The organism is Sorangium sp. So ce1014 (assembly GCF_051521505.1).
Classification (GTDB): domain Bacteria; phylum Myxococcota_A; class Polyangia; order Polyangiales; family Polyangiaceae; genus Sorangium.
This window is the reverse complement of record NZ_CP150356.1, coordinates 10,200,998-10,223,291: the sequence shown is the minus strand read 5'-3', so window position 1 is coordinate 10,223,291 and position 22,294 is coordinate 10,200,998. Positions and strand designations below refer to the sequence as shown.

Here is a 22,294-nt window from a genome sequence, read left to right as displayed (position 1 = left end):
GACAAAGTCGTCATCCCCCTGCGTGGCGATCTTGCCGCTTTCTCGGCGGAACCCACCTCACCACCAGCCGATGTCCTGGATGATGGTGCCGATGTCGCCGTGCCGCACGATCGCGCGGTTCTGACGGATCTCATAGGATTTCGGCGAGCTGTCGACGACGTCCTGATCGAAGGTGTGGCACTCGAGCTTGTAGGTGCCCTCGCCCTGCATCAGCGCGCCCTTCAGCTTGATGTACGTGCCGTTGTGACGGCTCCTGAGCCGCTGGATCGCCTCATTGCTGGCGTCGATGAGCAGCTCGAGGTGGACCGTCTTCTCCTGCTTCCCGTGCGACGCGTCGAACGCGAGATTGACGGTGATGCCGGCGTCGAGCAGCGCCTCGATATCGGACTTGGAGAACGTTTCGTACATCACGATCTTCGCCATCGCGCGCTCCTTTCTAGGATGTGCTCGTAGCTGTACCACGGCACGAAGCGCCGAGCCGAGGATCGTCGGTGAAGCGCGGCGCCGGAGCCCCGGGGTTGCCCTCGGGCACCGGGGTCTTCGTCGCGCGCCCGAGCCGGGGCGCTGCCCTCATCAATGGAGCCGCTCGAGCTCGCCCTTCACGGCCGCGAGGCGCGCCTCGCGCTGCGCCTCGAGCTGCTCGACGCGGCGCCGGGCGCCCGACAGCTCGTCTTCCAGCGCGAGGATGCGGACGACCAGCGGATTCGCGCCCGCCGGCGAGCCGCTCTTGTCGCCGAGCGCCTCGAGGTGCTCGCGCAAGCGCGCGAGATCGCTCTCGATCCGGTCGATGCGCGAGCCCTCGGCCGCCATCTCCTTGTCGGTCCGCTCGACGTCCTCGAACAGCCTCGCCGCGGCGCCCAGCGTGACGCGGTCCGCGGCGGACAGGGCGGCGAGGTCGGACTTCTCCCGCAGCACGCGCGCCGACAGCGAGCGCACGCTGACCGAGCGCTGGAGCGCCTCGTCGAGGGTCACCTCGCGCTCCAGCTTGCTCCGCGGCGCGACGCGCAGGACGCCGAGCGGCTTCTCGCTCGCCTCGTCGAAGTCCACCGCGTCGAAGCCGCGCACGCTGGCGTTCTTCACGATGTCGAGCGCCACGTAGACGCGCCGCTCCTGGCCGCCGCGGTTCTCGACCACGTACCTGCGCCTGTGCTTGCGGACGAAGTGCTCCTTCAGGGCCTCGCCCTCGAAGACAAGCTTCTGCGGGACGTCCTCCGCGCGCCGGTCGGCCGCCCGGAGCTCGACGTCGAGATCGGCGCCGAACAGGAGGAACGCGCGCTCGCCCGGCTTGAGGCGGGGGAGCCCCGTCTCCCCGGCGAAGCCGCTCGCCTCGTAGACGGCGATCGGCCCCGCGGGCAGCGTCTGCCGGGTGGTGTTCGCGAGCCGCGCGCCGCTGCGGCCCCGCTCCTCGTCGCCGCCGAACCACGTGAGCCGCTGCGTCTCGACGTCCTGCTGCGTGAACGGGACGAGCGCCGAGCCGTGGGCGCGCAGGTGGAGCCCCCCGGCCAGCCGGTACGTGAACAGCGCGCCGTTCTCGACGCCGGCCGCCTGCGCGAGGTCGGCGAGGTTGCCGATGCTGAGGACCTCGCTCTCGCCGGTGCTCCCGTCGGGCGTGACCATCCCGCCGCGCACCGTCGGCGCCCCCGAGACGTGGGCTCCTCCCAGGCGACCGGCGCCCGCGCCGAAGCCCTGGCCGGTGACGGTGAAGCCCTCACCGACGTTGTCGCCCCAGAGCTGATCGGGCGTCCTGTCGGCGAGCTGCGGGACGGTCGAGAGCGCCTCGGAGGGCTCGCCGAGCTCCCTGCGCGCGTAGCGCGGGGCGCTCAGCGGGAACAGGAACGAGTCCGGCCGGCCGTTGACGAGCTCCACGCTGACGCCGGCCCAGGGCTCGTCGGTGTCGTTGTGCAGGAGCGCCCAGCCCTGCAGCCGGGCGCGCCCGCCGTCGAGGATCAGCCGGTAGGTGGAGCGCCAGACCGGCGTCTCGGCGATGTATCCGAGGCGCACCGGCGTCGCGCTGTCCGCGAGGACGCGCAGGCTCCGGCGGAGCTGCGCCGCGCGCCCCGAGAGCGCGCCGACGGCGGCGCCGAGGCGACCGGCGACCGTCGGGTCGACCGGGCGCACCTCGTCGACGCGCGAGGCGCGGAGGCGCCGGACCGCGCCGCCCCGCTGGATCAGGGTGAGATAGAGATCTTCCTGGGTGTCCGGCGCGACGGGCGTTCGCTCCGCGGGGCCGGGCTTGCCCGCCGCGGCGCCCCCGCCGGTCCCGGCGGCCGGGGCCGAGGGAGCCGGCGGCGAGAGCGGTATCGGCGGCGCCTCCGTCACCTCGGCGAGCTGGCCGATCCACGTCGCGTCCCCGGCCGTGACCTCGACCTCGATGCCGCGCAGGCTCTCCAGCACGTCGCGGTAGGTCACCGGCGTATCGGAGTCGACAGGCAGCGCCGCGAGCGAGCGGCTGAGCGCGCCGCTCAGCACGCTGTCGAACTCGACGCCTGTCACGCGCGCCTTGCCGTCCGAGAGCACGACGAGCGTCTTGAGCGCGTCATCGACGTGAGAGGCCGGCACGGGCAAGGAATCGCCGCTGCTCGACGAGATGTTTCCGCTGCGCTCGAAGTAGCCGATCCCGGTCTCGTACAGCCGCAGCTTCTTCAAGGGGAGCGCCGGCGGCGCGTCCGGCGAGGCCGCGGGCGACACGTGACATCCGGCGCTCAGCGCGAGAATGCAGAGCGCGACGGCTCGACGGCGAGCCGGGGTCAGACTGACCAGCATGCGTGTCATGACACCTCGGGGGGCGTCGAGGTTCCCGGGCGCCGGGCCGACGCGCCATTCCGCGGCGGGAGCGCTCCGGGCGCGCTCCTGGGGTCGGGGGGCCGGGGCCATTTGACCGGGGACGCCTGCGCGTGGGAGAACGCCCGGTCCTCGGCCGATGACGTTCGTCCCGCTGCAGCCGCCCGATCTGCCCCCCATCCGCGCGCGCGGGACGCCGCGCTGCCGCGGCTGCGGCTTGCCGCGATCGATGTGCCTCTGCGCCGCGCTGCCGCGGCTCGCGGTGCGCACGCGCGTCGTGCTGCTCACCCACCGGATCGAGCGCACGAGGAGCACCAACACGGGTCGGCTCGTCGCGCGCATGGTCGAGGGCGCGGAGGTGCGTGTGCGCGGCGAGATCGAGCCGCGGCCGCGCCCGCCGCTGCCGGAGGGGCGCCGGCTCGTGCTGTTCCCGTCGCCCGGGGCGCGCGCCCTCTCGCCCGACGACGCGCGCGGCGAGCCGGTGGTGCTGCTCGTCCCGGACGGCAGCTGGAACCAGGCGCGCCGGGCCGTTCACCGCGATGCGGACGCGCAGGGCGCCGAGCCGGTCACGCTGCCGCAGGGCGCGCCGAGCCGCTACGGGCTGCGGCGCGCTCCGCGCGAGGGCGCCCTGTCGACGCTGGAGGCCGTCGCGCGCGCGCTCGGCGTGCTCGAGGGCGCGGCGGTCGAGCGGCGGATGATGGAGGCGTTCGACGTGTGGGTGCACCGCGCGACGCGCGTGCGGCTCACCGGAAAGCTCGAGGACGGGGCGGCGGCCCGGGGAGAAGGAGACGGCTCCGAGGTGCTCGTGGGGCGGGAGCTCGACGGCTCGGAGAGCGGGTGAGCGTTCGCGCGCCGGTCACTGGAAGTTCTGCACCGCCCAGACGCTGCCATCCGGGAAGGTGTGGAATCCGCAAGCCACCTTTGTGTACTCGGTGTTGCTCATGTTGAGGTAGTGGCCGTGGGCATTGAAATCCTCGCCGGGCCCCTCGTCCCACATGAGCTGCAGGCACGGGACGATCATGGATTCGGGGGGGCCGCCCCAGCCGGGGCATTCGTTCTGAGCCCGCTCGTCGCATTTGCCGAACGCGCCGTGCGGCTTGTTGGCGTTCCCGTCGGACTCGGACTCTCCATCGGAGCACGACTCCGCCTCGCTCCAGCGCGCCAGGGGAGGCAAGCCGAGCGTGGCGCGGTGCTGGTTGATCGTATCGACGCACAGCTGCGCCGCGCCGGTCGAGCCGCCGTTGCCGCCGTCGCCGGAGCCGCCGGAGCCGCCCGCGGGTGAGCCGCCGGAGCCGCCGGAGCCCACGGTGGTTGAGCTGCCGGAGCTGCCGGAGCCGCCGGAGCCCGCGGTGGTCGAGCCGGCGCTGCCCCCGGCGCCCGCGGTGGTCGAGCCGCCGGAGCCGCCGGAGCCCGCGGTGGTCGAGCCGGCGCTGCCCCCGGCGCCCGCGGTGGTCGAGCCGCCGGAGCCGCCGGAGCCCGCGGTGGTCGAGCCGGCGCTGCCCCCGGCGCCCGCGGTGGTCGAGCCGGCGTTGCCGCCGGCGGGTGAGCCGCCGGAGCCGTCGCTGGCTCCGGAGCCCGCGGCGGTCGAGCCGCCGGTGCCGGTGGTCGGCCCGCCGCCCGGCGATCCGTTATCGCTCCCGACACCGGCGCCGCTCGTCGGGCCGCTCTCTTCGCCCTCGGTCAGCACGCTGCCCAGCTCCCCAATGCAGCCCGACAGCACAGAGGCAATGAACGTCGCGGCGAGCGCGATGGTACATGAGCGCGTCGAAGGGTTAAGCATCTGCTGAGTCTATGGGGCTTTGGACTCACGCTCAACGTGTACCGATCATGCTGCACTTTTGCATGCTGAGAGCGGTTCATGCGCAGTCAGTGAGCTTGCAGCGTTTCTGTGCGGAGAGAAGCGTCGGTGTCGCACAGGGGTGTGCTGGTCGGCCTTCAATTCCAGTCGGGCGGGATAATGCTGATTGATTGAGGGAAAGAAAAACGCGCCGAGACGCGAAGACGCCAAGATGCCAAGATGATGAGATCTTTCTTCTTCTCTTGGCGTCCCTGGCGCCTTCGAGGTTCAATCCTCCTCCGCTGGCGGATGACGAGCGCACACGACGCCGATCACGGCGCGCCGCGCCTCCGCTGGAGAAAGACGATCAGCGCGCCGGCGAGGGCGTTCGCCACCATGAGCGAGTTCGTCGCCACGAAGACCCAGTTCTCGACCAGCCAGCTGTAGACGACGAACCCGGTCGATGCGGCCAGCTGGCCCACGAAGAGCCATTTGGAAACACCCTCGCTCGTCTTGCTCTTCCACTGCTTGTGGACCTGCTTGCCGACCGTCAGGACGAGAATGACGGAGCTGATCCAGCCGATTGCTTCTACCATGGTCGACCGCCGAACTGCCGCTCGCGGGCCCCGGGCCGGCGCGCCGCGCGCCACCACCAACACAAGAAGAAGAGCCGCGAGGGCTGGGAGGGCACAGGGCCTCCGCCGCCCCGCGCCCTGCCTGCCCCGCGGCTCAACCCCGGTCTATCGCGCTCCCGCTCTCCGCTCGCTCTGGCCCCGTCAGCCCAGGTTCACGCCGTTCGCGTGCCTGGGGTGGCTCGCCTTGTCCGCGGAGGTCTTCTTGTAACCCGCCGGGAGCAGCGCCTCGTACCCCTCGGCCAGCCGCTGCTCGAACTCCGCCTTCATCTCCTTGCCGAGCTCCGTGAGGCGCTTCTCGTCGAGGGCCTTCTCGACCTTGGGGAAGAGCTCCTCCTCCTCCTCCTCGACGTGGTGCTGAATGAGCTCCTTCAGCGTCGTCACGCGCGCCTTGAACGAGATGTCCTCCGGGTCCGTCGCGAGCAGCCGCTTCAGGGCGAGCTCGGCGATGGCGTGCTCCTCGTAGCTCTCGAGGATCAGGTCCTCCTTGACCTGCCGCACGGCCGGATAGAAGCTCTCCTGCTCGATCGCCATGTGCGCGACAAGCTCGTTGGCGAGCTCGGCGAGCAGAGGCCCCGGCTCCGACTTGCCGCCCTCGAGCTGCTTGAAGAGCGACTCCACCTTGCGATGCTGCTTCTCGAGCAATGACGTTGCTTTCATCTTCCTGCCTCCACCCCGCGAGCCGCGCCTCGGCGCGGCCGGGTCTCATGGGTTCAATCGAAGGCCGCGGAGGATCTCGGGCATCTCGCGCGTAGACCCTCCGGCCAGATCTCCTCGCAGCGCGACGCGCGGTGGGGCGAGCCGCCCGGCCCAGCCCCCACCGCGCGAACAGCAGGAGACCACCTCAGCGCTCCGCGCCGCTCTGCCGGGCGCGCCGGTCCTCGGGCCAGCGCGTCCCGGTAGACGAGTCCGGTCCTGCTAGTCCGTCTTCTCCTCGACCTTGTCGCCCGCCTCCTCGGCGGCATCACCGGTCGACTCCGCCGCGTCCTTCGTCTCGTCCTTGACGTCGCGCGCAGCGTCGTCCACAGCCTCGCCCGCCTTCTCGGCCGGCCCCTCCGGCTGAGGCTTGCTGCCACCACAACCCACGATCACGATGCCGCCCAGGAGCAGCGACAGATACACTGTTTTCACGGTACATCTCCTCCGAGATCAAGCGCGACCCGCGGCGTCTACCCCCGGGCGCGTTCAGCAGTTCTCCAGCGACTCTCGACGCTTGCTTCAGCTCCTTTCGCCCAGCAATGCCCGGGCCAACAAGGATCGAGCACCCGCGCGTCCTCCTCCGCGCCGCGCCCGCGCTCCGGCGCGAAAACCCTGAGACATATCGCCTCGACCGTGGCGTCCTGCGACGCGCAACGGCCGTTCGCCCGCCGGGGGCGCCGCGCCCCGCGAAGGCGTTCAGCGCAGCCGCCGGCGACGTCCCGCGCCGCAGCGCGGGCGCATTCGCTTGGCCTCGGCGCGGATCGGAGCAAGACTCCGCCCCGGAACGCGACATGATCCACGACATTGCCCGCGCGCTCAGCGCCATCTTCACAGGCGAGCGAGCCCGCCTGCTGCACGTGATCGTTCCGGCGCACGTGCACGGGCACACGCTGGCGCTGCTGCGGGCGCTCGGCGAAGCAGGCCCGGCGCCCCGTCCCGTGTGGGTCCTGGCCGACCCCTTCTACGGGCCCAGCCGGGGCTGGGCCGCCCGCGAACGCGCGCTGGCGCGCGAGCTCGGCGCCCCGGCGATCCCCGGTGAGCCCACGGCGACGCCCGAGCCCGGGCCCCTGCGCGAGCCGCTCGACGCGTTCGCGGGCGCCCTCGCGGCCCACCTCGCCGCCCGCGCTCCGGACGCGGGCGCCGTCGTGGTGCTCTCGCCCCAGCACATCGACGACCCCCGCGCGTATGCCCGCGACGTCCTCTGGCTCGCGCAGGGGCCCGAGCTCGCGCTCGTGCGCTGGGTCCTCGTCGATGCGGTCCACTCGAGCGTCGGCGACCTGCTCGCGCGCTTCGGCGAGGGCGCGTCCCGCGTCGTGTGGCCGGAGGCCGACAGCGCGGCCCTTGTCGATCTCGAGCGCCTGCTCACCGATCTCTCGGCCCGCGGGCAGCGCCTCCCCGCCGACCTCGAGAACCGCATCGCGCCCGACTCCCCCCTTCGCGCTCCGGAGCTCCTCCAGGCGCGGCGCCTCCTGCACGAGGCCGACAAGTGCTTTCAGGCGGGGCGGCACACCGAGGCTGCGCAGCTCCAGCAGCAGGCCGAGGAGATGCTGATGGGCCGCGGGCTGGGCGAGGAGGCCATTCACGTCGCCATGCAGCGCGCGCGCTCGCTGATCGGCGCGGGCGTGGTCGACGAGGGACATCGGGTGTTCGTCGCCGCGCTGAAGGAGGCAGAGCGGCGCGGGCTGTTCGCGATCGTGCCCGAGGCCTACGCCTCGCTCGGCAGCCTGCACAGCAAGCAACGCCGCTTCCTCGACGCGTCGGAGGCGTACGCCCGCGCCGGAGACCTCGCGGACCGCCGCGGCAGCCACGAGTTCGCGGCGGACATGCACCGCTGCTCCGGGCACGCGGCGCTGAACGCCGACATGCCGGACGCCGCCGCGAAGTCGTGGCGGCGCGCCTTCGAGCTGCTCGGCTCCGCGGCGCCGACCGTCGGCGCGCTGGAGAAACCCCAGCAGATCGTCATCCTCGGGCTCGCCCTCGCCGACGTCTTCGAGACGCATGGCAACCTGCCCGCCGCGCGCGGGCTGCGGGGCCACGCCGAGGCCATCGAGACCCGCAACCCGCGGCGCTCGGAGACGTGGAGCTGACGCCGGGCTCCGCCTGACGAGGTGCGGTGTCCACGGCGCCCCCGCGAGGGGAGCCGCTCCGTGACGCCGCGGGCTCCGGGGTCCGCCGGGCAGGGGCGCGAAGGAGCGCCCGGGGTCAGCGCGCGCCGGCGCGCTCGGCGACGAGGAGCCGTGCGCCGGCGGCCGGGTTGGACGAGGCGAAGGGCGCTCCGAACTGCCGGGCCCAGTCCTCCGCGCCGGTGTCGCGCAATGCGCGGAACCCGGCCCGCTCGACCTCGGCGAGCATCACCTCGCGCCGGCGGAAGCCGACGAGCGGCTCGCTCCAGATCCGCGCGATCAGGTGGCCAACGAGGCCCAGGCGACGCCGCGCCTCGGGCTCCATGTAGTTCACGAGGAGGAGGCTGCCCGGCGCCGAGGCGTCGGCGAGCGCCCGCAGCGTCGCCCGGAGCGCGTCGTCCGACAGGTACATCACGACCCCTTCCCATATCCACGCGGTGGGCTCGTCCGGCCGGTGACCGGCCGAAAGGAGGCACGTGGAGAGCGCGTCGCGCTCGAAATCGACCGGCACGTACGTCAGCTTCTCCACGACCGGCGACAGCGCAGCTGCCTTGCTCTGCTTGAACGCCTGTGTCGCCGGGTGATCGATCTCGAAGAAATGAGTCGCCGAGAGCGCCTTCATCCGGAATGCGCGCGTGTCGAGGCCCGCCCCCAGGCTCGCGACCTGCCGGCACCCGAGCGCCACGGCGCCCTCCAGCTCCACGTCGATGGCCCGCACCCGCAGCGGGACCGAGGAGAGCCGGGCCAGGACACGCGCGCGCTTCGCGGGGTCCATGCGCCGGAGCCGCCGCGCGATCAGCGTCAGCGCGGCGCTCCACCCGCGCGACAGGAGCCGGTGCACGACGGGGTCCTCGAAGCCCGGCACATCGGTGAGGCCCTGGTCGGCGAGCGCCCGGATGAGCGCGACAGTGGCGGCGGTCTGGCTGGGACGACGCTCACGCATGCCTCGTGCATAGCGTCTGCCGCCGACATTTCAATGCGCGAGCGACTCCGAGCGACACAACGGAAGCGCTCTGCATGGAGACGTGCGCGGTGATCCGACCCGCACGTGATGCAGCCCCGCGCGAGTCCCGCTAGGCTGCGCCTCCCCATGACCTTGGAGGCCATTCTCGCGCTCGTAATTCTCGGGCTCGCGATCGTCCTGTTCGTGAGCGATCGCTTGCGGCTCGACGTCGTGGCGATGATGTCCTTGCTCGCGCTCACGATCTCCGGTGTCAGCACGGTCCCGGACGCGCTCGCGGGGTTCTCGAACCCCGCGGTGCTCATGATCGCCGGCCTGTTCATCGTCGGGGCCGCGCTGACCGACACGGGGGTCGCCGACTGGCTGGGCCAGCGCCTGGAGCGCTTCGCCGGCGGGGGGGAAGCGCAGGTGACCGTCGTGGTGATGGGGGCGACGGCGCTCCTGTCCGCCTTCATGAGCTCCACGGGGACCGTGGCGATCCTCCTGCCGGTCGTCGGGACGCTCGCGCTCCGCCGCGGGATCGCGCCGGCGCGGCTCTTCATGCCCGTCGCGTTCGCGGCGCACCTCGGGAGCAACCTCACGCTCATCAGCACCCCGCCGAACCTGCTCGTGAGCGAGGCGCTCCGCGAGGCGGGGCGAGCGCCGTTCCGCTTCTTCAGCTTCACCGTCCCCGGCCTCGTCGTGCTCGCGGTCGGCGTGGCGTACGTCGTCGCGATCGGTCGCCGCGCGCTGCCCGGCAAAGGGGACAAGGCCGAGGCGGGCGCGCCGCGAGCGCTCTCGCTCGACGACCTCTCGATGGAGTACGGGCTCGGCAGCGCCCTGCGCGCCGTGCGCGTCCCGCCCGGCGCGAGCCTCGCCGGCCTCACGCTCGGAAAGGCGAACCTGCGGGCGGACTTCGGCGCCACCGTGGTGGGCATCGCGCGCCCCGGGCCCCACGGCCTCGAGGCGCAGCGCGTGGTGCCGCAGGCGGTGTTCGCCGTCGGCGACGAGCTGCGCCTGCTCGGGAGCGACGCGGCGATCGCGGCGCTCGCCGATCACTTCGGGCTCGAGGCGCTCTCGGCGCGGCCCGTCTTCGCGCTGCCGCCCGAGGAGTCGCTCGCCGAGGTGGTGCTGCCGCGGCGCTCCGGCCTGACGGACAAGACCCTGAGGGAGGCCAGGTTCCGCGACCGCTACCGCGCGAGCGTGCTCTCGATCCGGCGGGGCGACGGCTGGCTCCCGGTGTTCCATGCCACGCCCGAGCTGCGCGATCTCAAGCTCCGCGCCGGCGACACGCTGCTCGTGAAGGGGCGGCTCAAGCACCTGAAGAACCTCCGCGACGAGCGGCGCGATCTCGTGCTCGTCGCCGAGCCCGACGCGCGCGGCGACGTCCTCGTCGATCGCGAGCGCGCCGCCGTCGCGGTGTGCATCACCCTGGGCATGCTCGTCTGCATGGCGTTCGGGTGGCTGCCCAACGTGATCGCCGTGCTGCTCGCCGCGCTCCTCCTCGTGCTCGCGCAGTGCGTGCGCCCGGTGGACGCCTACCGCGCCGTGAACTGGGAGAGCGTCGTGCTCATCGCCGGCATGGTCCCCCTCGCCGCCGCGCTCGAGCGCACCGGCGCGATGGGGGCCGTCGTCTCCGCCGCCGAGGGGCTCCTCGCGGGCGCGCGCCCCACGGTGGTCCTCGGCGTGCTCGTGCTCTTCACCTCGGCCATCGGCATGGTCCTCTCGAACACCGCGACCGCCGTGCTCATGGCCCCCCTCGCGGTCCGCCTGGCCGGCGCGCTCGATCTCACGCCGGAGCCGCTGCTCATGGGGGTCGCGTTCGCGGCCTCGGCCGCGTTCGCGACGCCGATCGCCTCCCCGGTGAACATCCTCGTCATGGGACCCGGCGGCTATCAGTTCAAGGACTTCACCCGGGTCGGCCTGCCGCTGCAGCTGCTCGTGCTGGCGACCACCTTGATCGTCGTCCCGCTCGTCTGGCCCTTCTGATCGCGGGTCAACGCTCCTCCGTCGCTCTTTGCCCGGGACCGCCGCCCGCGGAGGACGCGAGAGCGCGCGAGCGCGCGTTGCGGATGTCGTGTCATGTGATCTCGGACATCTCCCCGCTTCCCGGGCACAGGCACGCTCCCGTCTCGCCTGGCTTCGCGCCTGCCTTCGCACGCAGCCCGCCCGACCGCTCCGGTGACGCCTCTCCTATCTTGCGGATCCGGGAGCGATCCTGTAGCGCAGGATCTACGGTGATCGCCCCCAGAGACATCACGCACATCGCGGCGCGCCCGCCGCGCGCGCCGATTGCCATCGTCCTCGTGTCGCCGCCGCGAGGCGACGCATGAGGGAGCGGCTCGAGAGCCTGCTCCTCGTCCTGGCCGTCGGCTCCACCGTCGCGATCGGCGCCAAGCGCGTCGGGATCCCGTACAACGTCGCGCTCGTGCTCGTGGGGCTCCTCCTCGTCGTCGTCGACGTGCTGCCGAACACGCCGATGGACCCGGAGGTCATCCTCATCGCGTTCCTCCCGGTGCTCGTGTTCGAGGGCGCCCTGTTCGCCGACGCGGACAGCCTGCGCGCCGCGAGCCGGCCCATCCTCGCGCTCGCCGTGCCGGGGGTGCTCATCTCGCTGCTCGGCACCGCCGCGGTGGCGACGCTGGTGCTCGATCTCCCGTTCGCGGCGGCGCTGCTCCTCGGCGCGGTGCTCTCCATCACCGACACCGTGAGCGTGCTGCTCGCCTTCCGGAGCGTCCACGTCCCGCACCGGCTGGCCGCCATCATGGAGGGGGAGAGCCTCTTCAACGACGGCACCGCGCTCGTGCTCGTGGTGCTCGCCTCGCGCGTCCTCGCGAGCGGCACGTTCGACGCCGTCGAGACCTTCCGCGGGCTCTCGATGGCCGTGGCCGGCGGCGCCGTCCTCGGCGGGGCGTTCGGCGCCGTCGGCACGGCCCTCCTCCGCCGCACGCCGGACCACCTGACCGCGATCCTCGCCTCCATCGTGATCGTGTTCGCCACGGCCCTGGTCACCGAGCGGCTCCACGCCTCTCCGGTCATCGCCGTCGTTGTCGTCGGCGTCGTCATCGGCAAGGCGGCGCGCCGCCACCTCGAGCCCTCGCGCGTGCTCGCCCTCGAGGGGTTCTGGGAGACGGGCGGCTTCGGCCTCAACGTGCTGCTGTTCCTGCTCGTCGGCATGCAGATCCACGCGGAGATGCTCGTGCGCGAGGCGGTCTCCATCGGCCTCGCGCTCATCGCCCTGCACGCCGGCAGGGCGGTGGCCGTCTACGGCTGCTTCGGCGTGCTCCGGGCCATGAGGGTGGAGGCTGTGCCGCTCCGCTGGCAGCACGTGATGCTCGTCGGCAACATCAAGGGCGCGCTCTCGATGGCCGCCGTCCTCAGCCTCCCGCACGACATGCCGTACCGCGACCGCCTGGTCACGATCGTCTTCGGCGTGACCTTCGTGACGCTGATGGTGCAGGCGCTGCCGTTCGCGCGGCTGCTCAAGTTCCTGGGGGTCGCGACCCCGAGCGCCGACCCGACGCTCGACGCCGCGAAGGCGACGCTCATCGCCGCGCGGCGCGGCCAGTCGGAGCTCGACGACCTGCTCGCCTCGGGCCTCCTCTCCCGAAAGGAGCACGCGGAGCGCCGGGCCGCGTTCCAGCGCCGCGTGATCGCGGCGGAGGCGGCGCTCCAGTCGCCGCGGGGCGAGGAGGTGCGCGACCACCTCACGGACGTCGCGCTGCTCACGGCGCAGAAGGCGGCGGTGCTCGACGCGGCGAGGCGGGGGCTCATCGACACCGAGACGGCGGACGCTCACGCGAACGAGATCGACCGGGAGATGGTGAAGCTCTCCGCGCACGAAGGAGGCGGATGACATGCGCGTATTCATCGCGGGCGCCGGGCGCGCAGGGCTGAGCGTCGCGGTCCACCTCGCGAAGACGGGCCACGAGGTGACCATCATCGATCGCGACGAGTCGATCGCCAACAGCGCCTTCGAGCGCCACGGCCTCGTCTCGCTCGTGGGGGACGCGACCGACGCCGGGCTCCTCAAGGAGGCCGAGGTGGGGCGCGCCGACGTGGTCGTGGCCATGCTCCGCCGCGACGCCGACAACCTCGCCGTCGCGCTCCTCGCCCAGGCCGCGGGCGCCAAGCGCGTGATGGTGCGCATGCGCGACTCGGACTACCGGAGCGTCTACGTCAGCGCGGGCGTCCACCGGATCCTCTCCGAGATCGACGTCTTCATCGGCGCGATGGCCACCGCGATCGAGCACCCGGGCGTCCGCCACGCGATGGTGCTCGGCGCCGGCGAGTCGGTGGCGTTCGAGCTCGACATCCCCGTCGACTCGATGGTCGCCGGCCGCTCGGTGAGCGTCATCGCGGGCAGCGGCGGCTTCCCCGCGTCGTGCGTCTTCGCCGGCGTCTACCGCCCCGACGGCCGCGTCGAGGCGCCGCGCGGCTCCTCGATCGTGGCGGGGGGCGCCACGGTGCTCCTCGTGGCCGCGCGCGACGAGCTCGCCGAGGTCATCGCGTTCTTCCTCCGGCGCGAGCTGGCGACGAACGGCGGGGTTCACGAGCGTCGCTGAGGCGAGGGCAGGTGTTCCCATGGTGAGGCGCACGGGCTTATCGGTGTGGCGGGGCGCGGCGCTGGCCGTCGTCCTCGCCGGGTGCGGCGGCGACGACGAGGCCGGGGCCGCGGCGGGCGGCGGCGTCCAGGCCGCGGTCTCGTACTACCGGGACGTCAAACCCATCTTCGACGCGAGGTGCGCGGGGTGCCACAGCGGCGGCGGCATCGCGCCGTTCTCGCTCGAGGGGCCCGAGGCGGCGGTGCCCTGGGCGCCGCACATCCAGCAGGCCGTCGTCGAGCGCACCATGCCCCCCTGGCCGGCCGACAGCGCGTGCGCCGAGTACGTGGGCGATCGCTCCCTGTCCGAGCAGCAGATCCAGACCATCGCCGCGTGGGTCGACGGCGGCGCGGCCCTGGGCGACCCGGCGGAGGAGGGCCCGCCGCTCGATCCGCCGGCGAGCAACGAGCTCGCGCGGGTGGACCTGACGCTCGAGATGCCGGTCGAGTACACCCCGCAGGCGGGGCCCGACGATTACCGCTGCTTCGTGATCGACTGGCCGGAGGAGAGCGCGCGCCATGTCACCGGCTTCGGGGTCAGGCCCGGCGAGGAGCGCATCGTCCACCACGTCATCGCCTACATCGCGGGGCCGGAGCTGGTCGCCGACGTCGAGGCCCTCGACGCGGCCGACCCGGGCCCGGGCTATCCTTGCTTCGGGGGCCCGGGGATCCGGCCGCGCTGGCTCGGCGGCTGGGTGCCCGGCGGCGGGAGCATGACCTTCCCCCCGGGGACGGGCACCCGGGTCGAGCCGGGCTCCCGGCTTGTCGTGCAGGTCCACTACAACACGCTGGCGGCGGGCAAGCTGCCGGATCGCTCCGCGATCGATGTGATGCTCGAGAGCTCGGTCGAGCGGGAGGGCTCCACGGAGCCGTGGACGAACCCGGCCTGGCTCGTCGGCGACGCCATGAGGATCCCCGCCTTCGAGGGCGACGTCGTCCACCGCTGGGGGGCGCAGCCCACCCGGGCGCTCGCGGGCGACGCTCCGATCGAGCTCCACATCGCGGGTCTCCACATGCACACGCTCGGCACGCGCGCGCGCCTCGAGATCGAGCGCGCCGACGGCAGCTCGGAGTGCGTGCTCGACATCCCGCGCTGGGATTTCCACTGGCAAGGGAGCTACAAGCTCGTCCAGCCCAAGGTGCTCAATCCGGGCGACAGGCTGTCGCTCGAGTGCCACTGGGACAACACGCCCGAGAACCAGCCGATCATCGACGGAAAGCCGCGGGTCCCCGGCGATGTCGTGTGGGGCGAGGGCACGAGCGACGAGATGTGCCTCAGCACCTTCTACATGACGGAGCGCTGACCTCGCCATCTCCCAGAACGCTCCTGGGCATCCGACACCGCGGGGGGCGGTGTGTGCAACAGAGCAGATGTGCACAGCCGCTGGCTAGCTATCGAGGGAGAGAGCACGGACACGGCGATCTTGCAGCCTGACTCGAGCGGGCAGCGAAGTCGTGACGCGCGGCACTGGCAAGCACGGCCACCTCGCGCGTCGGACACGGGCCGTGAGCTCCTTCGGGAGCGCACGGCCGGGGTATATTCTCCGGCACCTGGGGCGAGGCGTGTCACCGTGAAAGAGAAGACAGCTGAAACCCTCGCGCAGGCCGTCCGGCGCCCCGTCGGAGCGGAGACGCTGCCGCGGGCGGCCGACGCGCCGCCGCCGTCGAGCTTCAGCCCGTCGAGCTTGAGCCCGTCGAGCTTCAGCCCGCCGAGCCGCTTCGAGGAGTACCGGCTCGTCCAGAAGCTCGGCAGCGGCGGCATGGGCGACGTCTATCTCGCGCACGACACGCTGCTCGACCGGATGGTCGCGGTGAAGCTCATCCGCGCCGAGACGGCGGACGCCGAGGTGCGCGCGCGGCTGCTCGCCGAGGCGCGCGCGGCCGCGCGCATCCAGCACCCGAACGTCGTCGCCGTCTACCGCGTGGGCGAGCTCCGCGGGCAGCTGTTCATCGTCTCGGAGTTCGTCCGCGGCCAGAGCCTCGACCGCGTCGCCGTGCCGATGCCCTGGCCGCGCGTGCTCGATCTCGGGGCGGGGCTCGCGCGGGGCCTCGCGGCCGCCCACCGCCGGGGGGTGCTGCACCTCGACATCAAGCCGGCCAACGCGGTGCTCACCCAGGACGGCGAGGCGAAGCTCCTCGACTTCGGCCTCGCCAAGCTCCTCGAGCCGGCGGCGCAGGGGCCCGCGCTCCGCGGCGGCGCGGCCCCGCTGCAGGCTCCGGGCGACGGCGATCCGGCGTTCGTGCACGGCGACGAGCCGCTCGACAGCGAGATCCGCGAGGCGGCCGAGATGGCGTCGCGGTTCCTCGACGCGACGAGGAGCGTCGACGGCGGCACGCCGCACTACCTGCCGCCCGAGCTGTGGCGCGGCGAGCTGGCGACGCGCCGCTCCGACGTGTACTCGCTCGGCGCGCTGCTCTTCGAGCTCTGCGCCGGCGTCCCGCCGCACGACGACGTGCCGATGAACGAGCTCTCGCACGTCGTCCATAGCGAGCGGCCCCGGCCCCTCGCCGCCCTCGCGCCGGGCGTCGACGCGCGGCTCGCGGCGGTCATCGAGCGGTGCCTCGAGATCGACCCCGCCGCCCGCTTCGCCTCGGGGGACGAGCTGCGCGACGCGCTGGAGCAGCTGCTCGCGCGGAGCCGGCACGCCTCGATCGCGCCGGAGGGCAACCCCTACCGCGGGCTGCTCGTCTTCGACCTCGAGCACCGCGCGGTGTTCTACGGGCGCAGCTCCGAGACGGGGACCATCCTCGACCGGCTGCGCTCCGAGCCCATGATCGTCGTGGCCGGCGACTCGGGCTCGGGCAAGTCCTCGCTCTGCCGGGCCGGCGTGCTCTCGCTCGTCCTCGAGGGCGCCCTCGGCGGCGGGCGCGCCTTCCAGGCGGCCATGATGGTGCCCGGCCGCCACCCGCTCGCCGCGCTGACCGCCGCGCTCGAGCCCGTCCTCGGCGCGCCCGCCGAGCGCATCGCCGAGGCCGTGCGCGCGGCGCCGGGCTCGCTCGCCCGCGATCTCCGCGCGCGGCTCGGCGAGCGCGGCGGGCTCGTGCTGTTCATCGACCAGCTGGAGGAGCTCGCGACGCTCAGCAGCCCCGGCGAGGCGGCGCTCGTCGGCGAGATCCTCAGCGCCTTCGCGGCGCGCTCGCCCTCCCTGCGCCTGCTCGCCACGGTGCGCGGCGACTTCCTCGCGCGCGTCGCCGGCATCTCCGGCCTGGGCGACGAGATCGAGCGCGCGCTCTACCTGCTCCGCCCGATGTCGGCGGACAAGCTGCGCGAGGCCATCACCGGGCCGGCGCGGGCCAAGGGCGTCGCGTTCGAGTCCGACGCGGTCGTCGACGCGCTCGTCGAGTCGACCGCGCGCGCCGAGGGCGGGCTGCCGCTCCTCCAGTTCGCGCTCGCCGAGCTGTGGGACGCCCGCGCCGCGCCCGACGCGCCGCTCAGCAGCGCGGATCTCGCGCAGATCGGCGGCGTCGAGGGCGCGCTCGCCCGCCACGCCGATCGCGTGCTCGGCCGCATGCCGCCCGCGGTCCGCGCGGCCGCGCGGCGGCTGCTCGGCGAGCTCATCACGCCGCAGGGCACGCGGGCGCGGCGCCCCGAGGCCGAGCTCGCGGAGCGGTGCGGCGACGAGGCCGCGCGCGCCGCGCTCGACGCGCTCGTGCAGGGGCGCCTCCTGTTCGCCCGCGAGGGCGAGCAGGGGACGGTCTACGAGATCGCCCACGAGGCGCTGATCCACGGCTGGGGGACGCTGCGCCACTGGCTCGAGGAGCAGCGCGAGCAGCGCGCCACGCGCCAGCGCCTCGACGCCTCCGCGGCCGAGTGGGAGCGGCTCGGCCGGCGCCGCGACGCGCTGTTCAGCGCGCGCCAGCTGAAGGAGGCGAAGGGCCTCGACCCGGGCGATCTGCCGCCGCGCGAGGCGGCGTTCCTGCGGGCGTCGCGGGGCGCCGTCCTGACGCAGCGCGCGGCCCGGTGGGCCCTCGCCGTGGGCGTCCCGCTCGTCGCCGCGCTGCTCTACGGCGCGCTGGAGCTCAGGGCGGCGCGCCACCTCGCCGCGAGGGCGGACCGGAAGATCGACGAGGCCGCGACCACCTCGGCCGCCGCGGCGCTCGAGGGCGCCGCGGCCGAGGCGCTCCGCGCCGAGGCGCTCGCGGCGTTCGACGGCCGGCGCCGCGACGAGGGGGAGGCGCTCTGGGAGCGCGCGCGCCGGCGCGCCGCCGAGTCCGAGCGGCTCCACCTGCAGGCGAGCCAGAAGCTCGAGGCGGTGCTCACGCTCGACGGCGCCCGCCGCGACGCGCGCGACCTGCTCGGCGACGTGCTCTACGATCGCGCGCTCGCCGCGGACAGCAGGGGCCACCCCTCGCTGCGCGAGGAGCTGCTCCAGCGCATGATCACGTACGACCCTGACGGCGAGCGCCGAGAGCGATGGAACGCGCCCGCCGAGGTCGCCATCGAGACCGAGCCCCCCGGCGCGGATATCACGCTGGAGCGGTACGAGAGCGACGCGGAGGGGCGCCGGCAGCTTGTCGGCCAGCGGATCGTCGGGACGGCGCCGCTCTCGGGCATCGCGCTCGCGCAGGGCTCTTACCTGCTCACCTGCGAGGCGCGGAACCGCACCATCGTGCGCTATCCGTTCCAGGTCCGCCGCGGAGAATCCCTGCGCCTCTCCATCCCGCTGCCGCCCGCCGGGGACGTCCCTCCCGGCTTCATCTACATCCCGCCGGGACGGTTCCTCTTCGGCGCCGCCCTGGACGACATGTACCGGTGGGCGTTCCTCTCCACCGTTCCCCTTCACGAGATCAGCACGGGCGCGTACCTCATTGCGCGGCACGAGACGACCTTTCAGGAGTGGCTCGACTACATCCAGGCGCTCCCGAGGGAGTCCCGCGGGCCGTCTTCCATCCAGGCGGGCAACGGCGCCATGACAGGCGCCCTCGGGCTGCGCCGTTTGCCGAGCGGCGTATGGCAGCTCACGATTCAGCCCACGGTGCAGGCGTACACGGCGCACGCCGGCGAGCCGCTCGTTTACCCCTCGCGGTCGGTCCGGGCGCAGCAGGACTGGCTTCGTTTCCCGGTCACGGGCATCTCCTTCGCGCAGGCCACCGAGTATGCCGCATGGCTCCATACGACAGGCCGCGTCCGCGGCGCCCGGCTGTGCACCGACCACGAGTGGGAGCGCGCGGCGCGAGGCGCCGACAGCCGCATCTTCCCGCACGGCGACACGCTCTCTCCCGGCGACGCCAACTTCGATGAGACCTATGGCAAGGAGAGCTCCACGATGGGCCCAGATGAGGTGGGCTCGCACCCCGCCTCACGTAGTCCCTTCGGGGTCGACGACATGGCGGGGAACGTCCTCGAGTGGGCTATTTCGTCGATAGAGGCCGACAAAGTTCTTTTGCGCGGCGGGGCTTACCTCTACGATCAAACATCGGTCCGCAGTGACAATCGGACCGTCGTTGACGGCACCTTCCTCGATCCGGTGATCGGGCTCCGCATCTGTGCCTCCTTTCCTCCACCACCGTAAAGGGTGACGAGGATCTGCGGCGCCCGGGCAGCGCCGCCTCAGGCCGCGTGACTCGCGCGACCGGAGCCCGACAGCCGGGAGGGAGATCGTCGATGCGCGGGCGTCATGGCTTCAGCGTCAGCCTTGGAGGCGATCATGTTTCAGCGAGGGTTCCTGGCAGGGGCGATGGTCGGGCTCATCTCCGTGGGCGTCGGGTGCGTCGCGGAGGTCGACGGCGGCGGTGACGAGGAGGAGCCAGCGGAGAGCGCGCTCGCTCTGCGGGCGCTCAACGATCTCACCTTCAACGGCACGTACCTGAACGGCACCCAGCTCAACGGGGTCCGCTTCAACGGGGTTCGCTTCAACGGGGTCCGCTTCAACGGCGTCTCGCTGAACGCGACGACGCTGATCGGGACGCGCGAGAGCGACGGCGCGCCCGTCGACGGGATCGATTTCCTCGGCGCGGAGGCCGAGGCGATCCTTGGCGATGGGTCGACGCTGGCTGTTCGCATCACGGGCATCGCCCAGCGCAACGGGCTCACGTACTACACGGTGAAGTACCTCGCCGCCCCCGGGATCTGGGCGAACGTCTGCGGCGAGGGCCTCGGGGCGATCCCGGTGAACGGGACCTGGGATCCGGTGACCGGCGCCTTCTCGGATGACGGGAGCTCGTTCACGTTCGCCTGCCAGGGCGCGGTGATCGCGAAGTGCGCCGAGTGGGGCTACAGGGACTGGGCAACCAGGGCGGAGTGCGACGGGAAGACCTGCGCGAGCAGGGATCTCTCCTACTTCCACCAGGCGTGCATCCGCATGGTGCGCGCGGACTACTGCGGCGACGGCGCGCCGCACACGCAGCCCGGGACGGCGATCGACGTCTGGGATGCGCTCGGCATCCAGACCCAGACCGCGGGCTCTGGCATGAGCCTCGAGGCCGAGTGGACGGTGGACGGCGCCGCCTGCATCCGGCACACGCGGTGGCGGGGCCTCGGCGGCAGCAACCCGGACCACGACTACGTCATGGCGCATTGCCCGGAGCGGTGGGCCGGGAGCGACCCGAGCTGCGGCGGGAGCTCCTCGACGTTCCACACGGCGAGCGGCTTCACGACGCCGCTCGCCGCGCGGCGCATCCTGCGGAACGCGTCGTTCACGATGAACGTGAGCCCGCTGTAGGGTGCGCCGCTGCGCAGGGCCGGACGCGCGGGCACGGTCGCGCGGGCACGGTCGCGCCCGGCTTGACGCCCTGGCGGTTCATTTCTCGCTCAGTCCACGCGATCGGTGTTCTCGCGTGGTGGAGGCGCTCAGCTCCTCGCTGCGGAGAGGATCGCCGCGGCGTGCTCCTTGGGATCCACCTCGAGCCAGACCTGCTTGATCTTGCCGTCCTTGTCGATGAGGAAGGACTGGCGCGAGGCGAACTCATTGCGCAGCGGCACGCGGAATGCGCTGGAGACCGCGCCGCCTTCGTCAACGACGAGCGGGAACGGGAGCTCGTATTTCTGGATGAAGGCCTGGTGGCTCTGCGCGTCCTGGGTCGAGACGCCATAGACCTCCAGCCCGGCGGCCTGGAGATCGGCCCAGCCGTCGCGCAGGCCCTGGGCCTGGACGGTGCAGCCCGGCGTGTCGTCCTTGGGATAAAAGTAGACGAGCACCTGCTTGCCCTGCAGGCTCGAGAGCTTCACCTCTCTGCCGTCGTGCAGCGTGAAGGTCACGTCGGGCGCGGCGTCGCCCGGCTTGAGCGCGGCGGGCTGGGCGGAGGCGCCCGCCTGCGAGGGCTTCTCGGCGGCCCCGCCGGGCGCGCTGGAAGGCTCGTTGCAGCCGGCGGCGAGGGCCAGCGCCGCGAGCGCGACGCCGAGGAGGGAGGCGAGGTGCGTTCTGCTCGTCATGATGAGGCGCATGGTCCCACCGGCCTCCACGGACGGCAAGCGAGCATCGGACGACGGCGCGCTCTGCGGCTGAGGCGGACAGAGCCATGCTGACGTTTGCGGGCGGTCCAGGGACGCTGGCGAGAGCGCGCGTGACTCGAGGAGACCCGCCGTCAGGATGCCTGAAGACACCGTGAGTCAATCTCCCTTTCGGGCGTCCGGCGGCTCGATTCGAACATCACGCCAGAGCGGTGCTCGGACGATCGGACGAGAAGACTGCGAGCCGCGCAACGTACGCCAAGCCGCCAAGCCGCCAAGCCGCCAAGCCGCCAAGCCGCCAAGGACGCCGGACACGCCGGCCCCACGTCCGAACGAGCAATGCAAAAACGTCCTGACCGAAAGCTAAGGTGGCGCCCGATGCGCAGCCCACGCTATATCTGCGGCTGCCATGCGCTGGACACCCGGGAAACGCAGTGCAAACCTCCGAGATCTCCGCGGCGTCTCCGGCGGAGCGAAGCTCGGCGTCGGCGGGACGGTGATCCTGCTCGTGCTCTCGCTCGTCTTCGGGAAAGACCTCCTCTCCTCGGGGCTCGGCCAGGGCGTCTCGCTCCCCGGCGCGGGGAACGAGCGCGCGAGCTCGCCCGAGGAGGAGCGGCTCGTCGACTTCGTCTCGTTCGTCCTCGATGACACCGAGGCCGTGTGGAAGCAGGTGTTCAGCCGGACGGGGCAGACCTATCCGGCGCCGCAGCTGACGGTGTTCACCGACTCCGTGAGGTCGGGCTGCGGCGTCGGCGAGTCGGCCATGGGGCCGTTCTACTGCCCGGCCGACCGGACGGCGTACATCGATCTCGGCTTCTACCGCGAGCTCAAGGCGCGGTTCGGCGCGCCCGGCGACTTCGCCCAGGCCTACGTGCTCGCCCACGAGATCGGCCATCACGTGCAGAACGTGCTCGGGATCGAGCGCCGCATGCGCCAGCAGCAAGCCGCGCGTCCCGGCGAGCGGAACGCGCTCTCCGTGCTCATGGAGCTCCAGGCGGACTGCTTCGCCGGCGTGTGGGCCCACTCCACGGCGAAGCGCGACCTGCTCGAGACGGGCGACGTCGAGGAGGCCCTCCAGGCCGCGTCCGCGATCGGCGACGACCGGCTGCAGAAGAGCGCGACCGGCAGGGTCAACCCGGAGACGTGGACGCACGGCTCGTCGGCGCAGCGGGTCGCCTGGTTCAAGCGCGGCATGCAGGGCGGCCGCGTCGAGGACTGCGATACGTTCGCAGCAGGCGCGCCCTGAGAGCGCGGCGCGCGCCCGAGGCGGCCCGATCCCCCGCGTCCGCCGGCGCTGAACGGCGCCGCATAACAGACGACAGCCGCTGAGCCCGCCCAGGGCGCCGCGT

17 protein-coding genes are annotated in these 22,294 nt (G+C 72.8%); 9 read left to right on the top strand and 8 right to left on the bottom strand.

All coding sequences use genetic code 11. The features are described from left to right. Nucleotides 1-57: 57 nt before the first annotated feature. Both WME75_RS38795 and WME75_RS38790 read right to left on the bottom strand, forming a co-directional pair. A complete protein-coding gene (locus WME75_RS38795; protein WP_437481636.1) occupies nt 58-423 on the bottom strand; it encodes a hypothetical protein in 366 nt (121 codons plus the stop codon). A gap of 150 nt (nt 424-573) precedes the next feature. Further along, nucleotides 574-2,763, bottom strand: coding sequence for a hypothetical protein (locus tag WME75_RS38790; protein WP_437481635.1), 2,190 nt, complete (start codon nt 2,761-2,763; stop codon nt 574-576). Between the two features lie 157 nt (nt 2,764-2,920). Between WME75_RS38790 and WME75_RS38785 the strand changes: the two genes are divergently transcribed. Further along, on the top strand, nt 2,921-3,622 hold the full coding sequence (locus WME75_RS38785; protein WP_437481634.1) for a tRNA-uridine aminocarboxypropyltransferase: 702 nt from the start codon (nt 2,921-2,923) through the stop codon (nt 3,620-3,622). A 15-nt stretch (nt 3,623-3,637) separates the two neighbouring features. On the opposite strand, the gene WME75_RS38780 is transcribed toward WME75_RS38785, so the two are convergent. From WME75_RS38780 to WME75_RS38765, 4 genes are all read right to left on the bottom strand, one after another. Further along, nucleotides 3,638-4,561 carry a CAP domain-containing protein gene (locus WME75_RS38780; protein ID WP_437481633.1) on the bottom strand — a complete coding sequence of 308 codons (924 nt, stop codon included), beginning with the start codon at nt 4,559-4,561 and terminating at the stop codon, nt 3,638-3,640. 329 nt (nt 4,562-4,890) lie between these two features. Further along, on the bottom strand, nt 4,891-5,154 hold the full coding sequence (locus tag WME75_RS38775; protein ID WP_437481632.1) for a hypothetical protein: 264 nt from the start codon (nt 5,152-5,154) through the stop codon (nt 4,891-4,893). Between the two features lie 180 nt (nt 5,155-5,334). After that, a complete protein-coding gene (locus tag WME75_RS38770) occupies nt 5,335-5,850 on the bottom strand; it encodes a hemerythrin domain-containing protein (RefSeq protein WP_437481631.1) in 516 nt (171 codons plus the stop codon). 258 nt (nt 5,851-6,108) lie between these two features. Continuing rightward, a complete protein-coding gene (locus tag WME75_RS38765) occupies nt 6,109-6,321 on the bottom strand; it encodes a hypothetical protein (protein WP_437481630.1) in 213 nt (70 codons plus the stop codon). Nucleotides 6,322-6,680: 359 nt separating this feature from the next. Between WME75_RS38765 and WME75_RS38760 the strand changes: the two genes are divergently transcribed. Further along, a complete protein-coding gene (locus WME75_RS38760) occupies nt 6,681-7,976 on the top strand; it encodes a hypothetical protein (RefSeq protein WP_437481629.1) in 1,296 nt (431 codons plus the stop codon). 115 nt (nt 7,977-8,091) lie between these two features. Here WME75_RS38760 and WME75_RS38755 read toward each other — a convergent pair whose 3' ends face one another. Then, a complete protein-coding gene (locus WME75_RS38755) occupies nt 8,092-8,955 on the bottom strand; it encodes a class I SAM-dependent methyltransferase (RefSeq protein WP_437481628.1) in 864 nt (287 codons plus the stop codon). A gap of 147 nt (nt 8,956-9,102) precedes the next feature. On the opposite strand from WME75_RS38755, the gene WME75_RS38750 reads away from it, so the two are divergent. The 6 genes from WME75_RS38750 to WME75_RS38725 all read left to right on the top strand — a co-directional run bounded on the left by WME75_RS38750 (nt 9,103) and on the right by WME75_RS38725 (nt 20,217). After that, nucleotides 9,103-10,941 (top strand): SLC13 family permease, encoded by a 1,839-nt coding sequence (locus WME75_RS38750; protein ID WP_437481627.1) that lies wholly within the window; start codon nt 9,103-9,105, stop codon nt 10,939-10,941. A 340-nt stretch (nt 10,942-11,281) separates the two neighbouring features. Then, nucleotides 11,282-12,808 carry a cation:proton antiporter gene (locus tag WME75_RS38745; RefSeq protein WP_437481626.1) on the top strand — a complete coding sequence of 509 codons (1,527 nt, stop codon included), beginning with the start codon at nt 11,282-11,284 and terminating at the stop codon, nt 12,806-12,808. A gap of 1 nt (nt 12,809) precedes the next feature. Continuing rightward, nucleotides 12,810-13,517, top strand: coding sequence for a potassium channel family protein (locus WME75_RS38740; protein WP_437481625.1), 708 nt, complete (start codon nt 12,810-12,812; stop codon nt 13,515-13,517). A gap of 19 nt (nt 13,518-13,536) precedes the next feature. Then, entirely contained in the window at nt 13,537-14,859 is a 1,323-nt protein-coding gene (locus tag WME75_RS38735) for a monooxygenase (RefSeq protein ID WP_437481624.1), read from the top strand. Between the two features lie 267 nt (nt 14,860-15,126). Further along, on the top strand, nt 15,127-19,068 hold the full coding sequence (locus WME75_RS38730; RefSeq protein WP_437481623.1) for an nSTAND1 domain-containing NTPase: 3,942 nt from the start codon (nt 15,127-15,129) through the stop codon (nt 19,066-19,068). 135 nt (nt 19,069-19,203) lie between these two features. Then, complete coding sequence (locus WME75_RS38725; protein ID WP_437481622.1) at nt 19,204-20,217, top strand: ADYC domain-containing protein; 1,014 nt, start codon at nt 19,204-19,206, stop codon at nt 20,215-20,217. Between the two features lie 128 nt (nt 20,218-20,345). On the opposite strand, the gene WME75_RS38720 is transcribed toward WME75_RS38725, so the two are convergent. Then, a complete protein-coding gene (locus WME75_RS38720) occupies nt 20,346-20,927 on the bottom strand; it encodes a peroxiredoxin (protein WP_437481621.1) in 582 nt (193 codons plus the stop codon). A gap of 427 nt (nt 20,928-21,354) precedes the next feature. Here WME75_RS38720 and ypfJ point away from each other — a divergent pair, with 427 nt between their 5' ends. Beyond that, nucleotides 21,355-22,191 (top strand): KPN_02809 family neutral zinc metallopeptidase, encoded by an 837-nt coding sequence (gene ypfJ / locus WME75_RS38715; protein WP_437481620.1) that lies wholly within the window; start codon nt 21,355-21,357, stop codon nt 22,189-22,191. Nucleotides 22,192-22,294 lie beyond the last annotated feature (103 nt).

What these genes read in the sequence shown, in the direction of transcription:
- WME75_RS38795 (WP_437481636.1), bottom strand. Translation starts at nt 423, where the DNA reads ATGGCGAAGATCGTGATGTACGAAACGTTCTCCAAGTCCGATATCGAG.
- WME75_RS38790 (WP_437481635.1), bottom strand. Translation starts at nt 2,763, where the DNA reads ATGCTGGTCAGTCTGACCCCGGCTCGCCGTCGAGCCGTCGCGCTCTGC.
- WME75_RS38785 (WP_437481634.1), top strand. Translation starts at nt 2,921, where the DNA reads ATGACGTTCGTCCCGCTGCAGCCGCCCGATCTGCCCCCCATCCGCGCG.
- WME75_RS38780 (WP_437481633.1), bottom strand. Translation starts at nt 4,561, where the DNA reads ATGCTTAACCCTTCGACGCGCTCATGTACCATCGCGCTCGCCGCGACG.
- WME75_RS38775 (WP_437481632.1), bottom strand. Translation starts at nt 5,154, where the DNA reads ATGGTAGAAGCAATCGGCTGGATCAGCTCCGTCATTCTCGTCCTGACG.
- WME75_RS38770 (WP_437481631.1), bottom strand. Translation starts at nt 5,850, where the DNA reads ATGAAAGCAACGTCATTGCTCGAGAAGCAGCATCGCAAGGTGGAGTCG.
- WME75_RS38760 (WP_437481629.1), top strand. Translation starts at nt 6,681, where the DNA reads ATGATCCACGACATTGCCCGCGCGCTCAGCGCCATCTTCACAGGCGAG.
- WME75_RS38755 (WP_437481628.1), bottom strand. Translation starts at nt 8,955, where the DNA reads ATGCGTGAGCGTCGTCCCAGCCAGACCGCCGCCACTGTCGCGCTCATC.
- WME75_RS38750 (WP_437481627.1), top strand. Translation starts at nt 9,103, where the DNA reads ATGACCTTGGAGGCCATTCTCGCGCTCGTAATTCTCGGGCTCGCGATC.
- WME75_RS38745 (WP_437481626.1), top strand. Translation starts at nt 11,282, where the DNA reads ATGAGGGAGCGGCTCGAGAGCCTGCTCCTCGTCCTGGCCGTCGGCTCC.
- WME75_RS38740 (WP_437481625.1), top strand. Translation starts at nt 12,810, where the DNA reads ATGCGCGTATTCATCGCGGGCGCCGGGCGCGCAGGGCTGAGCGTCGCG.
- WME75_RS38735 (WP_437481624.1), top strand. Translation starts at nt 13,537, where the DNA reads ATGGTGAGGCGCACGGGCTTATCGGTGTGGCGGGGCGCGGCGCTGGCC.
- WME75_RS38725 (WP_437481622.1), top strand. Translation starts at nt 19,204, where the DNA reads ATGTTTCAGCGAGGGTTCCTGGCAGGGGCGATGGTCGGGCTCATCTCC.
- WME75_RS38720 (WP_437481621.1), bottom strand. Translation starts at nt 20,927, where the DNA reads ATGACGAGCAGAACGCACCTCGCCTCCCTCCTCGGCGTCGCGCTCGCG.
- ypfJ (WP_437481620.1), top strand. Translation starts at nt 21,355, where the DNA reads ATGCGCTGGACACCCGGGAAACGCAGTGCAAACCTCCGAGATCTCCGC.